Source organism: Aequorivita capsosiphonis DSM 23843, from assembly GCF_000429125.1.
GTDB classification, from domain to species: Bacteria; Bacteroidota; Bacteroidia; order Flavobacteriales; family Flavobacteriaceae; genus Aequorivita; species Aequorivita capsosiphonis.
Genome location: NZ_AUBG01000002.1, coordinates 1 through 16,919, shown reverse-complemented (window position 1 = coordinate 16,919; position 16,919 = coordinate 1). Strand labels below are relative to the sequence as shown.

Sequence of the window (16,919 nt, the reverse complement as noted above, 5' to 3'; positions counted from 1 at the left end):
AAATAATGAGAAAAACGACTAGTGCAGATGATACCTAAACTACATTATATATCTCAGGGGAACTCGCCGGAGGAGCATTTGGAAAATATTCAGAATGCTTGTACTTCAGGGGTGGAATTGGTGCAATTGGGATTAAATGGTATGTCTGAGAAAAAGTTTTTGAAATTGGCTGAAGAAGCTAGAGAAATCACCGCGCATTTTCAGACCAGACTGCTCATTCACGATAATTATAAAGTTGCAAAAGCTATTAAAGCTGATGGTTTACATATAGGAAAAACCGGCCCCTGCCCTAGTGTTGCGAAAAAGCATTTATACTCTTGGCAAATTATCGGCGGCACAGCAAACACCTTCCAAGATTGCGAAACACTACTTGATAAACAAGTGAATTATATTAGCTTAGGGCCTTTTAGAGAAACCGAAAATAAAGAGAATATAACTTCAGTTTTAGGGTTAAAGGGATATTCAGCCATTACAGATGTATTGAAAACCGGCACGCCTATTATTGGCTTCGGCGGTATCACAACAAAGGACGTTACAGCTATTTTGGAAACAGGTATTTCTGGAATTGCTGTATCCGAAGAAATTACGCGAGATTTTAATACTATAAGAATCTTTCACCAACTGCTTAACGCGTCTTCAACCGCAGAGCAACGGCATACGTTTGAGTGAGATGGTAGTCTTTGGTCGGTAGACGGTAGAATAATACCTTTATCAATTGGTTTTTAACCTTTTATAAATAATTATTATGAAATGCCCATTAACAAATTGTAAACCAACCGAAGATGTTCCGATAGCTATCGGGAGGGGCATTCCCTGCCCATCCGGCAGGCGGGCATCTTCCCATTTCTCAAATATTTTATACAGATGAAATTAAACTTATTGTCTTGTGATGCACAACGACCAGATAGAAGAGCGATAGCGCAATGTATTATTGGGCTTTCAAATCTAGATCAATCCTTGGCTAATGAACTTACAGAAATCCTTTTGGAAGGTGACGCTGTAGAAATTGATGTGGACGATAAAGACAGTGGTTCTGCATTAAGAGCATTGCGAAAGCTATCCATCGATTACGAAATTATAGAATAAACAGTAATAGCCTATAAGGTCTAAGTTCGTCACAATTTACGTGTAACTTAATGCGCCTTAACTTCCTAATGGTGCAAAAAAGGAGACATTACAGAATTAAGAAATTTAAGTGCTTTACTTAGGGCCACCGGATATTGTAATCAAGAAGATCGGCTAAAAGAAGGTGCGACCCCTCTGGGGTCGAATTCTGGTTGGAACAATATTTCTATAAATATATAATCCCTTTGGGATTAACTCCAAAGAAAGCAACGTATCCAGCTTGGTTTTTTAATATTCTTTTTCTGAATCCATCAGGAGCGATTTGTCTATAAGCTGTATTATCAATTAAAAATAATATGATTCACCTAAAATTTGCTTTAATCTTTTCCGAGTTAATTCCCAGAGGCTCTGCCTCGCATTGTTTTCTTTTGGAACCTGCCTGTCCGGTTCACCCGCCGTAGGAGGGCAGGCGGGTTTGGAGTTCGTTTTTTGGCCCCGGTAGCTATCGGGATTAATACCTCGTGGGCTCTGTCCCGAGGTATTAAAATTGTTTTTCTTGGAGACGAATCCGTAGGGTTCAAATATTTATAGATACAACATCGCCAGAAAGAAGGTGCGACCCCTCTGGGGTCGAATTCTGGTTGGAACAATATTTCTATAAATATATAATCCCTTTGGGATTAACTCCAAAGAAAGCAACGTATCCAGCTTGGTTTTTTAATATTCTTTTTCTGAATCCATCAGCAGCGATTTGTCTATAAGCTGTATTATCAATTAAAAATAGTATGATTCACCTAAAATTTGCTTTAATCTTTTCCGAGTTAATTCCCCGAGGCTCTGCCTCGCATTGTTTTCTTTTGGAACCTGCCCGTCCGGTTCACCCGCCGTAGGAGGGCAGGCGGGTTTGGAGTTTGTTTTTTAGCTATCGGGATTAATACCTCGTGGGCTCTGCCCCGAGGTATTAAAATTGTTTTTATTGGAACTGAATCCGTAGGATTCATATATTTATAGATATATTATCCACAGAGAAGATGCGACCCCGATGGGGTCGAATTGAGAACATTATATTTTCTCTATAAATATTCAATCCCTTCGGGATGGTGTGAAGCCGATTTATGATAAGAATTAAACCATTCCATTTCTGAATCCATCAAGAGCGATCTATCAATTAGCTGTCTATCAATGGGAAATAGTGTGGTTCAACTTAAATTTGTTTTAATTATTTATATTGGAAACGAATCCGGAGGATTCAAATATTTATAGATATATCGTCCAGAGAGAAGATGCGATCCCTTGCGGGTCGAATTTTGGATATTATAATTTTCTATAAATATGTAACCCCTACGGGATTGACTTCAGAGAAAGCAAGGATAACAGCTCGACTTTTAGAATGCTTATTTGTTGTCTATTGATTAATAAGTTGAAAATGAATTCTTATAACTCTTCACACATCCTTTGTAACCACTTTTTTTCGGTGTTATCCAATACTGGAGATAGTTTTTCAAAAACCACTTTATGGTAATAATTAAACCACTCTGTTTCTGATTCTGTTAATAATGATTTATCAATAAGCTGTCTATCTATAGGAAATAGCGTGATTGGCGTAAAACCTAGAAATTCACCAAATTCGGTTTTTTCTTTAATTGAAGAAAGTACTACGTTTTCAATACGAATCCCGAAAAAGTCCTTTTTATAGCAACCTGGTTCAATTGTTGTCAACTGATTGGATAAATGTTCTGTGCTCCCGTAACCGGTTGTCATACTTGATGCAAAACCTTGCGCTGGTTCGTGTACCATTCCAAAACTTCCTATCCCATGCCCCGTGCCGTGCGGATAGTTTAAGCCTTGCTGCCATAAATGAAATCTGGCAAAAGCATCTATTTGCATTCCAACGGTTCCTTTTGGGAATTGTAATTGCTCAAGTGCTATATATCCCTTTAAAACTGAAGTATATGCAATTTTCAATTCATTTGAAGGAATCCCTCCCAACCAAACGGTACGGGTAATATCTGTAGTTCCATCTATATATTGTGCGCCACTATCAATTAACAGAACATCCTCATTTTTCACCATAGCTGAATTTTCTGCTGCTGCTGTATAGTGAATGATAGCGCCATTGCCTTTATAACCTACAATTGCCGCAAAAGACTCGCCCATATACAAATCTTGTTGTTTTCTAAAGCTTTCCATTTTTTTGCCAATTTCAAATTCTGAAATGGCTCTTCTTGCGAGTTCATTTTCCAACCATATAAAAAACTTGGTAAGTGCGACCCCATCCTTTACCATACAGCTTTTGGCACCCTTAATCTCAGTTTCATTTTTAATAGCTTTTAATTCTTTTGCTATTGAGTTTTGAAATAAAAACATACTCTTCACCCCGTTAAAAACCGCATAGTTTAGCGATGAAACATCTGTGATTATCTTTTTATTGGCATCTATTTTCTGTAATTCAACAATTGCTAAATCATAGTTGACAATTTCAATATTCAATTTTGAAAATGCAGCAATAGCCGTAGATGAAAATCTATCTCGATCACAGAATAATAGCGTCTTTTCAAGTCCTACCAGCGCATAAGCCGTGACCAATGGTGTAAAATCGACATCTTCGGAACGGATATTAAACAACCAAGCAATTTCATCCAAACTTGAAAATAAATAATAGTCAGCTTTCGCGTTTGCAGTTTTATTTTGAACCTTTAGTAATTTAGAAGCTGTTGTTTCCCCGCTGTAATCTAAGGGTTGAATTTCTATTGGGAAGGATGGCAAAGCAGGTCTGTCAGTCCAAATTTCGTCTACTAACTTTGGCGTGTTTTTAAGTTGAATTTTTTTAGATGCTGAAATCTCCCATATATAATCTATTTGAGCTTTGGAAAACTGTAAAAAATCCAGACCTATAGCAGCGTTTTCTCCTAAAGTATCGCACAACCATTGTACGTGTTCCGGCGCATGCGGAATGGATTGTTTGTGCAATTTGATATTATAGTCCTTACATTCGTCTTCAAATTGTAAAAAATAACGGGAATCTGTCCAAAGTGCTGCTTCATCTTGGTTTAAAACCAAAACCCCAGCTGAACCGGTAAATCCTGAAAAGTATTCCCTTACTTTCCAATGCTTGGCAACATATTCTGATTGATGCGGATCTGTTGATGGGATAATAACTGCATCTAAATTATGTTTAATTAGTTGTTTGCGTAGCTTTTCTAGCCTTTTATTGATCCTATGTGATTGAAATTTTCTATTTGGATGTAACGGATTCAAAACTAAGAATATTTAAATCCATGCGCCTTAATTTCCTAGTTTATAATAATGATTATATATCAGGATTTGGACGATTACTAGAGGGCGAAGATTCAAATTCTAAATGGTAAGTTATAATTGACATGGCTCCTTTGAACCCTTCGAGCCTAGTGATTTGGAACATCTGGACCGAAAATTTGATTTCTTTCATGTTTTATTTAGCATATTTATGACCTAGACTTGAGAATAAATACTTCTTTCTGGCTTATTGATACTTCATTTATATTAAGTCTACCCTGAAAGCCGACGTTCTTTTATTAATTGCAATCACTAATTACCTATTATTTTATATTTGTTATAAAAACTTTGAAATGTTTTATTAAATGTTGTGATGGTGGCAAATGGGTATACAATATGGCATGTACTTGACCTTTTAATTTACTATCTGTAATTCTATTGTCATTTGTTAAATCAAAATAGGTTAGTCCTTCGGGTTCTTGCCTAGTACTACTATATTTATATTTTAAGCCATTAGAGCCTGATTGTGTAGAGGATTTTTCCCATATACCGTTTTTATGATCTATATTTTTAATAATATGTAGCCCTCTACTTTTTGTCCAGCCCCCATTCGGAAACTTTGTTATACCATTAGTAAGATATAGAAACACGCCATCATCCGAAAAATCGCCACCTTGCATATAGCTGTCAAACCCTCGCTTTGGCCATTCATTTGGGAGATCATCATAATTTATATGAAAAGGACCTTCTTTTTTTAATTCTAACTTTCTATTACGTCGTAATTTATCCCAGTTTATAGAATATCTAACTATTGGTTTGTCTTTTGTTATAGTAGATACAGATGTATAAAGTTCGTTGGTTATTGGATTTATAGTAACCCAACCACCTTCACCTCTATTATTTAATTTAAAACAATCTATAAATACTAAGGTATTTTCATCAAAAACAGCAATTACAGGATATCTTCGCCTTTTTTTACCATATCGATTTAGAAGAATGATATCAGCTGTTGCACTTGAAGCATAATGAGGGTTATCGTTTTCATCACGAAATTCTTCAGGGGTTTGAACCGGTACAAATAAATACCCGTTAAAATTGTCTGGATCACCAAAATGATCATAACCCAAATTAGAGAGAAATTGAGGCATCCAAGCAGTTTTAATTCTAGAATCCGAACTATTATTGGCGTCTTTTGTTAAATCATATCCTACAGGAATCTTTTTGATTTTAGTTAATTGTGTAAAAAACCAATAATCTTTATTGTTAGATATACCTTGAATTTTAGAAGTGTAATTAATACGGGTAAAACTTGGTACATCTCCTAAAAATTTAGCTTTATTAAATTGTTGATTCGCTGCATTTTCAGAAAATTCTTTATTCTTATCTAATGCATTTTGGGAACTATTAGGCGTATTGGTTCTATGGTCTCGCGTAATGGTTTTAGTTTTAGTGCGGTGATCACGTATTACTTGCGCCTCTGCAGATGCTCCGAATGTTAAAACGAAAATCGCTAAGGTAAATCCATATAGTATTCCATTAATTTTATACTTTATAATTGTTTTCATAATACTGTGTTTTTTAGTTGTCATGTAGTTTTTTTAGCTATTTGATAGTATCTTAATCATATAATAATATTTACAAATAGCTGCTAATCTGTTCGATGATCTCGAATGGTTTTTACTATTGGCATCTTAGAACTTGTAACATATAATATGTGATAGCCTTCATCACCTCCTAAATCCGGACCGCCTATTTTCGTGGTTATCTGCAAGTATCCTTGTATAGTTCCATCTACTCTTTTAGTAATCTCCACAAACTTTACCCCAAGGTCATTGTCATTTTCTTGCTCTTCATTTACAATTAAAAGTTTTTTGTTATCTACTACTAATGTATGAGCGGCGCCATTGTCGGAATCGGCTGAGGCGTCTGCATCATCTTTTGTAACTACAAATCTTTTATAGACTTCTCTAATATCCATTTTAAGAGGAAGAATTGGTTCTGTAGGGTTAACTTCAAAAGCAATTTTGAATTGAGCTGTTAATGGGGGTTCCGCCCAAGGTTTCCAACTGTTGTTACCAATACCATCCAAATCAAAATCATCTTCGTCATCAAATCTATTGGAGTCGTCTTGTATCAACATCATATAATATCCATTGTTCTCTCTCCACCATATCATTTCCGAAGGATGTATCTCTGGTCGATGATGATGAAACCATTCTCTGACCCAAGGACCATAGAAACACATTTCTTTTCCTTCAAGTGCTATGTCGGGATCATTACTATCCTTTTTTTTCCTCCTTACCTTTTGAACACCAAGTTCTATTATTGTATCAACAATGATAGTAGTCCGTTTGGGAAAAAATACATTGTTATATAAACTCTGATCTGGGGTAACTTCTGCTTCCAATAGAAATTGGCCTCTTTTATTTTTATGCCAACCATCAGGACTCATAAGAAAGGATTCATTTTTATATTGTTGGACCATTGTAATTAAAAATGAAAATTCGTCATTGGGCAATACTTTAAAATTCCAGTCCATCTCGTCACCCGTTCCATCATAAGTTGTGAAATTTTCTAATTTTCCGCAGCAAACTTGTTTCTGTGCACCTACAGGCAACCAATTATTCTTATAACCAGTGCCTGGTAAATCTTTTATTCTTTTTTCTGCAGGTCTAACGCCAATAAGGTTCCGAACAGGATCAAAGCCTTCAATTCCCTGCATTTTAGTTACAATCCTTATCCATTTATCTAAATCTTCTTGGGTGCTATTAGGTGGATTTGTTATTAAAAAATCATTCCAAGAATTATCCAAAGCTACATCGTGTATAATTGCATTATTTCTGCTAGTGATCGATACATAACCTTCAACTCGTACCTTTCGATATCCTCCTGCTTCCGCGACTCTAATTCCCGCTGGTGTGGCAATGGTAAAATTGTCTTTTCTAGTATCGTGATAAAACAACCAGAGAGGTTTGTATAAATGTTGATATTCAGGTTTGACAGTTTTCAAAACATAGCCTTCAATACGAACCTTTCTATACCCATCATTTTCTGCCGCTCTAATCCCTTCAGCTGTGGAAGTTATAAAATTGTCTTTCCTTGTATCACTATAGTACAAATACAGGGGAACAGCTTCCCCTTCAACATTTGAAGGCTCATCTAGGATATATCCATCAGTTCTTACAAAGCGGTAGTTTGTTCTTAAGGCACCAATTTTAGCTTCTGAATTGGCAGTGGAATAATTATCTGTCCGCGAACTACTCCAAAAATGATCCAAAGGTCTATAACTGATTTGTGCAGGATTATAATCATTGAACTTATTCGTTTTGATATTCTCTTTAGTTGGTATATCCACATTTTTTACTCGAGCTTGCAATGGTATAACTAACACAGCAGCTAAAATCATCAAAACCAATATCCGTACAATATTTTCTAACTTTAGTTTCCTTTCTGTTTTCATGATATTTGATTTAATGTTAGTAAAGTCTTAAATTTAAAAAGCCTTGTATTATGCTTTAATATTCTGATTCACTCGAAACAAATTTTCTGGATCGTACGCTTTTTTAATTTTGACTAATCTATCATAGTTATGCTTATAACTCGCTTTAATTCGATCTTGACCTTCTTCCATCATAAAATTTGAATACGCACCGCCTGCCGAATATGGATGCAAGGCCTCATAATAAGATTTACACCAATTGGTGATTTTGGTCGCATTTGCAGGATCTGGATCTACGCCTAAATACACACCTGCATATTTAGCATCTCTATACGCCCAAGGTGTTTCTTCAGCCCCTACTCTGCTCGCCGCTCCGGAAATAGGATATAAATGCATTTGGGAAAGTGCTGTAGGTATTACTGAACCAAATTTTAAATGCTGAGCCCTTACTTCTGGGCCTAACTCGTTAAAAAAGTCAGCTCTCCAATACCATTGCAAACCTTTTGGGAAGAATCCATCAAACATGGTTTGTAAGGCTGTGTAAGGCATCTCGCCAACATGAGCAAAAACAGGGTTGAGGTCTAATACAGGTTTAAAGATCGCTTCAAATTTTTCTGCATCTCCAAGATAGCACCAAACGATACCACAAAACTTTTTGTCATGTAAATGCTCTGGAAATGGGGATTCGGGAATGACCATGGTCGTTATAAACCCGTTTAAATCTTCTGGAGCCTCGTTGATAAATTTATCATACCAAGCCATTATTTCTTCCACTCTTTCAATTGGCCATAAAGTAGGTCCGCCCATTAGCATTTTTACAGGATGTGCTTGAAATTTAAAAGAGATGACCACGCCAAAATTCCCACCTCCACCGCGAATGGCCCAAAACAAGTCGGTGTTTTTTATAGCGTTTACAGTAACAAAACTACCGTCTGCCAGAACCATTTCTGCTTCTAATAAATTATCTATGGTAAGGCCGTATTTCCGTGTTAAATAACCAACGCCACCACCAAGTGTTAATCCAGCAACGCCTGTTGTTGAAATCATTCCTGAAGGTATTGCTAAACCAAATTCATGTGTGGCTTTATCTACTTCGTTCCAAATATTTCCCCCTCCAACTTTTACTGTATTGTTCGAGGTATCTACGTCCACATACTTAATGCCTGATAAATCTATTACCAAACCATCATTACACAAACCTAAACCTGCACCATTATGGCCGCCTCCTCGTATGGCCACCAACAGATTGTTGTCTCTCCCAAAGTTTACAGCAGCTATAACATCGTCCACATTTTCACAAGTGGCAATAATGCCTGGACGTTTGTCAATCATTGCATTATATACTTCACGGGTTTCGTTATAGTTTGCGTCTGACGGTACAATAAGGCTCCCCTTTAATTGTGATTTAAAGGCTTGAATTATGTTAGGAGCGATGTTTTTGACTGACATTTTCATCTTTTATTTATTTGGTTAAAAATTGATTCTAATCAAAAGTAGAACAGATTGATTTTCAATCATTCTACGTTTAGACCAAATAAATGTAATTTTAGACCAAGAAGAAATAGGTGTCTAACTATTTGTAGTACAGAGATATATTTATTAGCTATAAAAATTTGAAGGTAGAATTCCATATTTTTTATAGAAACATTTTGAAAAGTAGGCAGGGCTGCTAAAGCCTGTTTGATAAGCAATTTCAGAAATATTAGAATTCTGTTTTTCCAATAATTCTAATGCTTTGTTTAAACGATAATCTCTTAGAAACGTATTCGGAGATTTACTGACCAAATTCATCATGGTGCGGTATAATTTAGATTTGCTATAACCTAAATTCGCTTCAAAATTATTGACGCCTGTTTCTGGATTCGACCATATTTTTTCGGTATAATCCATCAGTTGAGTTATAAATTCTTCCTCCGTACTACTCAAAGCACGAATGATTTTACTTTCAGCTATTGGCTTATTTTGGTTTTCCCCTTCATAGAGATCTTTAACAGCAGTTGTTATAGCAATATCTGCCTTGGCTATATCGCATAAATAATCGGAGGTTTTTATGGTGTCCTCAAAAATGCCTTCCTTGTCAGTAACTGGAATTCCAGCGCTTATTCCTATTCTAAACTCTAAATCTGGAGTAATAACACAATTGTAAGATTCTTGAATTTTTATCGCACAATTAATAGCATCTGTAACAGATTTAAAAGACATTAAAAAGGTGTTTGCTTCGTGTCGTACTAAACGACCATTATAATTAGACGTTAATGTTTCTATTGAAGAGCTATAGCCTCTAATTGCGGCTTTTAAAGTATTTATCTCTTGAGTTCTTAAGATTTTATGCTTTAGCTTAACAATCATAAGGGTTCTAAAAGCAGGATCATTAACTATGTTCAGCTTTGTATTTTTTGATTTTTCCGGATCTTCAATACGGCCTAAAAAGGATTCTACTATGGTGTCATTAACTTCAATAATGCGCTGTGGAATAGCACCATGGGAATTTTTATGCAAGTCTATAACCGCTTGTTTATCTGGCGCATCTATTAAACAAAAAGCTGTTTGTCTTTTTTCATCACACCAGTAGGTCAACCCACGACAATTATATTTGTGCTCAATATCTAAGTCGGCTTGATGCATCTCTGCAACATGCTTTGCTGTAAGACCCTCAGGAAGGTCGTGGAAGTCCATAAATAAGGGCATCTGCTTAGTTTTAAATGTAATGTACGTTATTTTTTTAAATTATTGAAATACAGACTTGACTTAGAACTAATTAGCTAGAATTTTTAATACTTAGTTCTAGACGATTATAGCTCAAACGCAACAAGAATATAAGTCTTCCATTGTAACATTAAGAATTGAGGGGATTTTGCTCTATTTTTGCCTTGTACAATTATTGATTCTTAAGTTTTGAAAATCTTTCTTTTTATCCGAAATTAAAATAAAATTAAAATGGTTTACAGACTCATCATATTCTTAATACTGAATTTTGCTTCTATAGGCCTTGGCCGTTTTCTAGGCGGAGAAGGTCCAAAATCTGAGTGGTATGCCAGTATGCACACAGCACCCTGGACTCCTTCTGGCTTGATTGTTGGCCTTTCTTGGACCGTAACGTTAATTTGTTTTAGTATCTATTTGGCGTATTTATGGCCCCTAGTAGAGAACAGAAACCTTTTTATAGGCGCATTGGTCTTACTTTATATATTGGCAATTGCGTGGAATCCTATTTTCTTCAATTATCAACAAGTTCTAGGAGGCTTATTTGTCATTGCTGCACTTACCGCAGTAGTTGGATTTTTTCTTTTTTATTATTGGCCGAAGATGGGGTTAAAATCACTATTAGTGGCGGCCTACTTTCTTTGGTTATTGGTCGCCACTTCTTTGAATGCTTATGTTTTGGTGAAAAATTAAATTCTTTTTCAGTTAGGCTATGGGTATAGGTATTCAAAAAAATTTACATTTCTGAAATTATTTTAGCTTAAAGCCCTGGTCTTTTAATGGAATCAATAACCTTCTACATTTTAATAATAGTCTTTATAGCTACTTTGGTTCGCTCCACTTTTGGTTTTGGAGAATCTTTAGTCGCAGTACCATTATTGATATTTTTTATTCCTATTGAAACCGCTGTTCCGCTTGCGGTGCTTATTTCTATTTTTATCGCGACGATTGTAGTTGTTCAGGACAGGAAACAAATTCATTTTCACAGTGCAAAGTGGTTGCTTCTCTTTGCTGTCTTAGGAATTCCCATTGGATTGTTACTGCTGATTTACGGCAATGAAAATATAGTAAAAACCATTCTGGGAATTTTAATCATTTTGTATTCGGTATATTCTATTTTCTCAAAAAGTGAATTCCAACTGAAAACTGATAATAAACTTTTGCTTTTTATCTGCGGATTTTTGTCGGGTATTCTCGGTGGGGCTTATGGATTGAATGGTCCGCCGTTGGTTATCTATGGCAATCTTCGCAAATGGAGCGCAAAACACTTTCGGGCTACTTTACAGGCCTATTTTCTACCTGCCGGCATTATCGGAATGTTTGGCTTTTGGTACAAAGGTTTGTGGACTTGGACGGTAACTTATTACTTCCTTATTTCGCTTCCTGTGGTATTACCTGCAATTTTCCTCGGAAGATACCTCAACCTTCAATTAAATAATAATAGCTTTTTAAAATTTGTTTACTGGGGGTTGATTGTGATTGGTGTAGTTTTAGTTGGTCAATCTCTTATATAATTTTTAACAGAAGAATATCTAAACATTTCTATTTTTGAAGTTCTACTCTAACTTTAAAAGCGAATGAAGTTAATATTTACAAGCTTGTTAATTTTATACTCCCTTTATTCGTTTTCTCAAAATAAGGAAACGAAGACTACTTCTTCCGCAAATGACACAATTTTGGATATCCAAAAAGCAGCTACAGTTCTTTCAAAAGAAAATCTTCAAGAATCTATAAAACCTCAGCTCTCAGACACCCTAAAACCTTCATTATTTGAGCAAGTAAATAAGTTGGATGAAGTAATTGTTAAATCAAAATCTAAATTCGATGCTGTTTCCCTCGGAATTATTCAAAAAGAAATAAAACCGCTCACTCAATATGAAAGGCAGCTCTATACCGCAGGAAATTTTAAACCTATTCATCTCTTGTCTCTTTTAGGTGGTTCATTGCAGGTAGATCCTATTATAAATGCAATCAGCGGACGAACGAAAAGACTGAAAAAATATATTCAATTTGAAAAAAAGGAGCGTAATCTGATTTTTTTAGAAGATCATTTTACGGAATATATGCTCAACAATTTGAATATTGAGGAAGAGCAAATTGGCCGCTTTCTAAACTATTTAATTGAAAATGAAAAACTGCAAGTATTGATTGATAGGAAGGATAATGGCGAGTTATATTTTTTTATCGGAGACGAATGGTTTAAATTTAAAAGTATTCAAAAAGAAAAACCATCACTTTCCAAAGATCCTGTGTTTAAAGAGAAATAAACTATTATTCTTAATTTCATTCCGTCAATCCCTTAGCTAAAACTCCATATATTATTTCATGAAGAATCAAAGGTATCCGAGTGATTCCGTTCCGACTCATATCGGGATGGAATTGTATCGAGGATCTGGATAATTACAAATTATATATAAAGGATTGCATACCCTAAAATAATTCCTTCAAATATTTCATATTAGATTTTGCAGTATCAATCACATCGGCGGCTTGTCCATTCAGCATTAATTTGCCCATACTTGTTGCGAATCCCTTCATTTGACTAAATTCTACTTTTGGAGGCATAGCCAAAGCGTCAGGATCGGTAAAAATATTTACAAGAGCAGGGCCATCATGTGCCATTGCCTCTTGCAAGACACTTTTAACATCTTGGCATTCATCCACATTCCAAGCTTTTATATCCATAGCTTCTGCAACTTTGGCAAAATCCGGGTTTTTCATGTCGGTCTGCCATTCAGGATATCCCGCCACCTGCATTTCCAGTTTAACCATTCCCAAAGTACGGTTGTTGAAGATTATAATTTTTACGGGAATATTGTATTGGCTAATCGTCATCAAGTCACCCAAGAGCATGCTAATTCCTCCGTCACCACATAAAGCAATAACTTGGCGCTCTGGCCTGGATAGTCCTGCCCCAATGGCCATGGGCATAGCATTTGCCATGGAACCGTGGTTAAAAGAACCTGTGAGGTAACGATTGCGTTTCCCCTTAATGTATCTAGCAGCCCAAACAGCAGACATACCGGTATCAACAGTAAAAATAGCATCATCTGCAGCGAGGTCATCAATTACAGACGCCACAAACTCTGGATGAATATTATTTTCTTTGGATTTGGCTTCTACATAAGAAGCATATTTATCTTCTTGTTCGGCATGTAATTTCCTCATGTCTTTTAAAAACGCATCATCAGTCTTTTTATCTAGCTTCGGGAGCAAGGCCTCCAAGGTGTCTTTTATATCACCTGCATATCCGTAATCTACTTTGGCACGGCGACCAATGCGTTCGGGTTTATGATCTATTTGGATAATGGTGTTTTCCTCAGGTAAAAAGTCGGTGTAAGGAAAATCCGTTCCTAATAAGATAAGGAGATCAGCTTCGTGCATAGATTTAAATCCTGATTTGTTACCTAACAAACCATTTAAGCCTACAGCATAGGGATTACTTGTTTTATCAAAAAATATTTTACCACGGAAACTAAAGCCCATAGGAGCATTTAGTTTTTCTGAAAGTTGCATAGCCTCTTCTTGAGCGTCTTTACAACCATACCCACAGAATAGCATCACTTTTTTATTGGAGTTGATCACTTCTGCCAATTGTGCCATTTCTTTCTTTCCCGGAATAAGTCTGGAGTTGGTGTAGAAATTTTTATGAGCGGTGGGAATATTCTCAACATCTGCTTCTGAAACATCACCTGGTAAGCCCACTACAGCCACTCCCCTGTCTTGGATGGCGTGCTGAATTGCGGATTGAAATGCTGTAGCAGCCTGTTGTGGAGTGTTGGCCATAACACAGTATTTACTGCAATCGTCAAAAAGTTTGACGACATTGGTCTCCTGAAAATTATCCATCCCCGCTTTGTCGGTGTTTATGGTGGTGGCAATGGCAATTACGGGATTTCCTGCTCGGTTGGCATCGTATAGACCATTAACCAAGTGTACGTGGCCTGGTCCACTACTGCCCATACAGCAACCTATACCGTCAAGTTCGGCATCCATAGAGGCGGCATAGGCTCCAGCTTCTTCATGGCTTACATGAATCCACTCCAACCTTCCATCTCGTCTTACCGCATCGTTGATGGGGTTTAAACTATCTCCGGTAACGGCGTATAACCTTTTAACACCTGCGTTTACTAAATTTTCTACTAATAAATCTGCTACTTTTTTTGCCATCTTTTTGTTTTTTCTAAATATAGCAAACGCAATATTCGTTTTATATTAAGGTGACGTTAATTGTGGCTTGTGCAAAATTAGTATGGGTTAGACATCCCAAGTCCATTCAATTTTAGCAGATTTAAGATTTAAGACCATCAATCCTCAGCACAAGTAGCTGTAAAAAAGGGTTCATCTTCAATCGTAATAACTTCCTGAGAAATTTCTAAAACATCGATACGATTATAGGCTTGCAATTCTTCTTCCGTAGGATTTTCAGTATATGGAAAAAACTCATCTCCATTTTGAATTTGATCTGGAAGGAGGCTCTTGTTTGAGAATTGTTTTATAAAAGTGGAGTCTTCGTCACTTAAGCTTTCTAAAGGTCTTTTTGCCATCCCTTCATCATCTTCAGGTCCCATATATAATTTGCCGTCTTAATACATTGCCTGACCGGTGGATTTCGTAGTGTATTCTGGTGGTAGGTTTATTAAAATCAAATCATTGTAAGCTCCGAAAATATTAAAGTGATAAACTTGAGTATAGGGTTTTTCTTCTGAATTCGAACCTTCCCATTCTCTTGAAGCTTGCGCGGCGTGTAATTGAATCAATTTCTCTTCTTGAGTAAATACATAAGGGTGACTAAAGCAATTGGCATCCCGGTTAAAAACAGGATTTAATGTTGTTTTTTTATTTGAATCTAGTCCCACCATTGCGCCGTTATCGGCATCCATTGAAAAATCAATCTTCGTTTTATTTCCTAAGCTGTTTAGCTTTCTGCCATATAAAGCGAACTGGGGTTCTGTGCTTACATTAAGAAGAACCATTTCTCCTTTACGTTCCCAAGTTCCTTTTTGAACCCCTCCAAAATAAGCAATTACAAAAGTACAATCTGGAAGAAATATTAATGTACTTCCTCCTACAGGATCATTACTTTTTTCTCTATAAACTCCAACAACATCTTCTTCGGAAACAGATTGTGCAAATACACTTCCTGCCAAGATTAAACAAATATTAAGAAATAGATTTTTCATTTAGCTAATATATATAAATTAGTTCTCTCTGCTCCCCTTCGATACGCCCTCCCCCTTCGATACACTCTCCTTCGTCGGACTACTCAGGAACCTTTGCTTAGTATTTTTTGTTTAATATTTAAGACCAATCAAAGGTGGCTGAGTGAATTCCAAACCGCGAAGCTGGTTTGGAATTTGTATCGAAGCCGAATTTTTTATTTAATTTTAGCTAAAAACCAAAACACCATGGTAATAAACAGAAAAAAGTATAGAACCCCTTTCCTTCTACTAATATTCGGTATAGCATTTTGCATTATCTCCGGCTACTTTTCAATTGATGCAACTGAAGATTGGTTTGGAAGGTCTGGCGCTGTCTTGAGTTTTGTTTCGGTAGCGATTCAGTTTATTTTATCTGATATGAAAAAAGCTGAGATTGAAAATTTATTTAATGCGAATATTGGACTAAAACAAAAATTTAAGGTGGCACGTGAGAAAGATCCTATTCACGATTTTATGTCGGCGGCCTCCACCATTACAGGTCTTGTTGGGACGATTATTTGGGGATATGGGGATTTGTTTTTATAGTTGGCCCTTCGATACGCCCTCCTTTGTCGGGCTACTCAGGAGCCTTTGCGTATTCCTATTTTTTAAATATTAAGACCAATCTAAGGTGGCTGAGTGAATTTCAAAATGCGAAGCAGTTTGAAATTTGTATCGAAGCCCGGGCTACTCAGGGACCTTTGATTGTTTCTTTTAATATTAAGATGGATCTAAGGTGGCCGAGTAAATTCTAAACTGGGAAGAAGGTTTAGAATTTGCATTGAAGTTGGTCAGGGTCCTTTTCCATAAAACTATTATTAACTATCTTTAAAATATGGCTAAAGGCTTTATGTACATATTATTGTGCTGTGATAATTCCTATTATACTGGAAGTACGAAAGACTTGGAGTTTAGATTTAATCAACACCAAGCAGGCGAAGGTTCAAACTATACCAAAAACCGATTACCTGTTAAACTGGCATATTTCGAGGAATATGACAGAATTGATTTTGCTTTTAATAGAGAAAAACAAGTACAGAAATGGTCGCGAAAAAAGAAAGAAGCATTAATTTCTGGGGAAAGCCATTTGATACCTCAATTGGCCAAAAAAATCTTTAAAAATAAGGAGAAATAACCGACCCTTCGATACGCTCTCCTTCGTCGAGCTACTCAGGAACCTTTGTTTGGTTGTTAAAGTACTCAGACCAATCAAAGGTGGCTGAGTGATCCCGATTTTTCATCGGGATTGTATCGAA

The 16,919-nt window shown here is 36.2% G+C and carries 16 protein-coding genes; 7 read left to right on the top strand and 9 right to left on the bottom strand.

What is annotated here, in order from left to right; all coding sequences use genetic code 11:
* Window positions 1-27: 27 nt before the first annotated feature.
* A complete protein-coding gene (locus G440_RS0102410) occupies window positions 28-669 on the top strand; it encodes a thiamine phosphate synthase (RefSeq protein ID WP_026449843.1) in 642 nt (213 codons plus the stop codon).
* Between the two features lie 195 nt (window positions 670-864).
* Window positions 865-1,086: a hypothetical protein gene (locus G440_RS0102405; protein ID WP_026449842.1), complete on the top strand. Its 222-nt coding sequence runs from the start codon at window positions 865-867 to the stop codon at window positions 1,084-1,086.
* 1,052 nt (window positions 1,087-2,138) lie between these two features.
* On the opposite strand, the gene G440_RS21675 is transcribed toward G440_RS0102405, so the two are convergent.
* From G440_RS21675 to G440_RS0102380, 6 genes are all read right to left on the bottom strand, one after another.
* A complete protein-coding gene (locus G440_RS21675) occupies window positions 2,139-2,249 on the bottom strand; it encodes a M24 family metallopeptidase C-terminal domain-containing protein (protein WP_084426547.1) in 111 nt (36 codons plus the stop codon).
* A 250-nt stretch (window positions 2,250-2,499) separates the two neighbouring features.
* Window positions 2,500-4,323, bottom strand: coding sequence for an aminopeptidase P family protein (locus G440_RS0102400; protein ID WP_051285096.1), 1,824 nt, complete (start codon window positions 4,321-4,323; stop codon window positions 2,500-2,502).
* Between the two features lie 320 nt (window positions 4,324-4,643).
* Window positions 4,644-5,885: a hypothetical protein gene (locus tag G440_RS0102395; RefSeq protein ID WP_157417824.1), complete on the bottom strand. Its 1,242-nt coding sequence runs from the start codon at window positions 5,883-5,885 to the stop codon at window positions 4,644-4,646.
* Between the two features lie 83 nt (window positions 5,886-5,968).
* Window positions 5,969-7,780 carry a hypothetical protein gene (locus G440_RS0102390; RefSeq protein WP_026449839.1) on the bottom strand — a complete coding sequence of 604 codons (1,812 nt, stop codon included), beginning with the start codon at window positions 7,778-7,780 and terminating at the stop codon, window positions 5,969-5,971.
* 48 nt (window positions 7,781-7,828) lie between these two features.
* The gene (locus G440_RS0102385) at window positions 7,829-9,214 is read right to left on the bottom strand and encodes an FAD-binding oxidoreductase (RefSeq protein ID WP_051285094.1); all 1,386 of its coding nucleotides are present in this window, start codon (window positions 9,212-9,214) and stop codon (window positions 7,829-7,831) included.
* 144 nt (window positions 9,215-9,358) lie between these two features.
* Window positions 9,359-10,447: a nickel-binding protein gene (locus G440_RS0102380; protein ID WP_026449837.1), complete on the bottom strand. Its 1,089-nt coding sequence runs from the start codon at window positions 10,445-10,447 to the stop codon at window positions 9,359-9,361.
* A 249-nt stretch (window positions 10,448-10,696) separates the two neighbouring features.
* Here G440_RS0102380 and G440_RS0102375 point away from each other — a divergent pair, with 249 nt between their 5' ends.
* The 3 genes from G440_RS0102375 (at window position 10,697) to G440_RS0102365 (ending at window position 12,729) form a co-directional block, all read left to right on the top strand.
* A complete protein-coding gene (locus tag G440_RS0102375; RefSeq protein ID WP_034258874.1) occupies window positions 10,697-11,155 on the top strand; it encodes a TspO/MBR family protein in 459 nt (152 codons plus the stop codon).
* An 86-nt stretch (window positions 11,156-11,241) separates the two neighbouring features.
* A complete protein-coding gene (locus tag G440_RS0102370) occupies window positions 11,242-11,976 on the top strand; it encodes a sulfite exporter TauE/SafE family protein (protein ID WP_026449835.1) in 735 nt (244 codons plus the stop codon).
* 63 nt (window positions 11,977-12,039) lie between these two features.
* Complete coding sequence (locus G440_RS0102365) at window positions 12,040-12,729, top strand: hypothetical protein (protein ID WP_026449834.1); 690 nt, start codon at window positions 12,040-12,042, stop codon at window positions 12,727-12,729.
* 163 nt (window positions 12,730-12,892) lie between these two features.
* On the opposite strand, the gene G440_RS0102360 is transcribed toward G440_RS0102365, so the two are convergent.
* The 3 genes from G440_RS0102360 to G440_RS0102350 all read right to left on the bottom strand — a co-directional run bounded on the left by G440_RS0102360 (window position 12,893) and on the right by G440_RS0102350 (window position 15,645).
* The gene (locus G440_RS0102360; RefSeq protein ID WP_026449833.1) at window positions 12,893-14,632 is read right to left on the bottom strand and encodes a thiamine pyrophosphate-dependent enzyme; all 1,740 of its coding nucleotides are present in this window, start codon (window positions 14,630-14,632) and stop codon (window positions 12,893-12,895) included.
* A 137-nt stretch (window positions 14,633-14,769) separates the two neighbouring features.
* Complete coding sequence (locus G440_RS0102355) at window positions 14,770-15,033, bottom strand: hypothetical protein (protein WP_026449832.1); 264 nt, start codon at window positions 15,031-15,033, stop codon at window positions 14,770-14,772.
* A 15-nt stretch (window positions 15,034-15,048) separates the two neighbouring features.
* A complete protein-coding gene (locus G440_RS0102350) occupies window positions 15,049-15,645 on the bottom strand; it encodes a hypothetical protein (protein ID WP_026449831.1) in 597 nt (198 codons plus the stop codon).
* A gap of 225 nt (window positions 15,646-15,870) precedes the next feature.
* Between G440_RS0102350 and G440_RS19300 the strand changes: the two genes are divergently transcribed.
* On the top strand, window positions 15,871-16,209 hold the full coding sequence (locus G440_RS19300; protein ID WP_034258872.1) for a hypothetical protein: 339 nt from the start codon (window positions 15,871-15,873) through the stop codon (window positions 16,207-16,209).
* A gap of 289 nt (window positions 16,210-16,498) precedes the next feature.
* Window positions 16,499-16,798, top strand: coding sequence for a GIY-YIG nuclease family protein (locus G440_RS0102340; protein WP_026449829.1), 300 nt, complete (start codon window positions 16,499-16,501; stop codon window positions 16,796-16,798).
* The last annotated feature ends 121 nt before the right edge of the window (window positions 16,799-16,919 follow it).

Bases quoted from the DNA above. Each gene is read 5' to 3' on its own strand.
- G440_RS0102405 (WP_026449842.1), top strand. From the start codon at position 865: ATGAAATTAAACTTATTGTCTTGTGATGCACAACGACCAGATAGAAGA.
- G440_RS0102350 (WP_026449831.1), bottom strand. From the start codon at position 15,645: ATGAAAAATCTATTTCTTAATATTTGTTTAATCTTGGCAGGAAGTGTA.
- G440_RS0102355 (WP_026449832.1), bottom strand. From the start codon at position 15,033: ATGGGACCTGAAGATGATGAAGGGATGGCAAAAAGACCTTTAGAAAGC.
- G440_RS0102360 (WP_026449833.1), bottom strand. From the start codon at position 14,632: ATGGCAAAAAAAGTAGCAGATTTATTAGTAGAAAATTTAGTAAACGCA.
- G440_RS0102385 (WP_051285094.1), bottom strand. From the start codon at position 9,214: ATGAAAATGTCAGTCAAAAACATCGCTCCTAACATAATTCAAGCCTTT.
- G440_RS19300 (WP_034258872.1), top strand. From the start codon at position 15,871: ATGGTAATAAACAGAAAAAAGTATAGAACCCCTTTCCTTCTACTAATA.
- G440_RS0102365 (WP_026449834.1), top strand. From the start codon at position 12,040: ATGAAGTTAATATTTACAAGCTTGTTAATTTTATACTCCCTTTATTCG.
- G440_RS0102370 (WP_026449835.1), top strand. From the start codon at position 11,242: ATGGAATCAATAACCTTCTACATTTTAATAATAGTCTTTATAGCTACT.
- G440_RS0102395 (WP_157417824.1), bottom strand. From the start codon at position 5,885: ATGAAAACAATTATAAAGTATAAAATTAATGGAATACTATATGGATTT.
- G440_RS0102390 (WP_026449839.1), bottom strand. From the start codon at position 7,780: ATGAAAACAGAAAGGAAACTAAAGTTAGAAAATATTGTACGGATATTG.
- G440_RS0102380 (WP_026449837.1), bottom strand. From the start codon at position 10,447: ATGCCCTTATTTATGGACTTCCACGACCTTCCTGAGGGTCTTACAGCA.
- G440_RS0102340 (WP_026449829.1), top strand. From the start codon at position 16,499: ATGGCTAAAGGCTTTATGTACATATTATTGTGCTGTGATAATTCCTAT.
- G440_RS0102375 (WP_034258874.1), top strand. From the start codon at position 10,697: ATGGTTTACAGACTCATCATATTCTTAATACTGAATTTTGCTTCTATA.
- G440_RS0102410 (WP_026449843.1), top strand. From the start codon at position 28: ATGATACCTAAACTACATTATATATCTCAGGGGAACTCGCCGGAGGAG.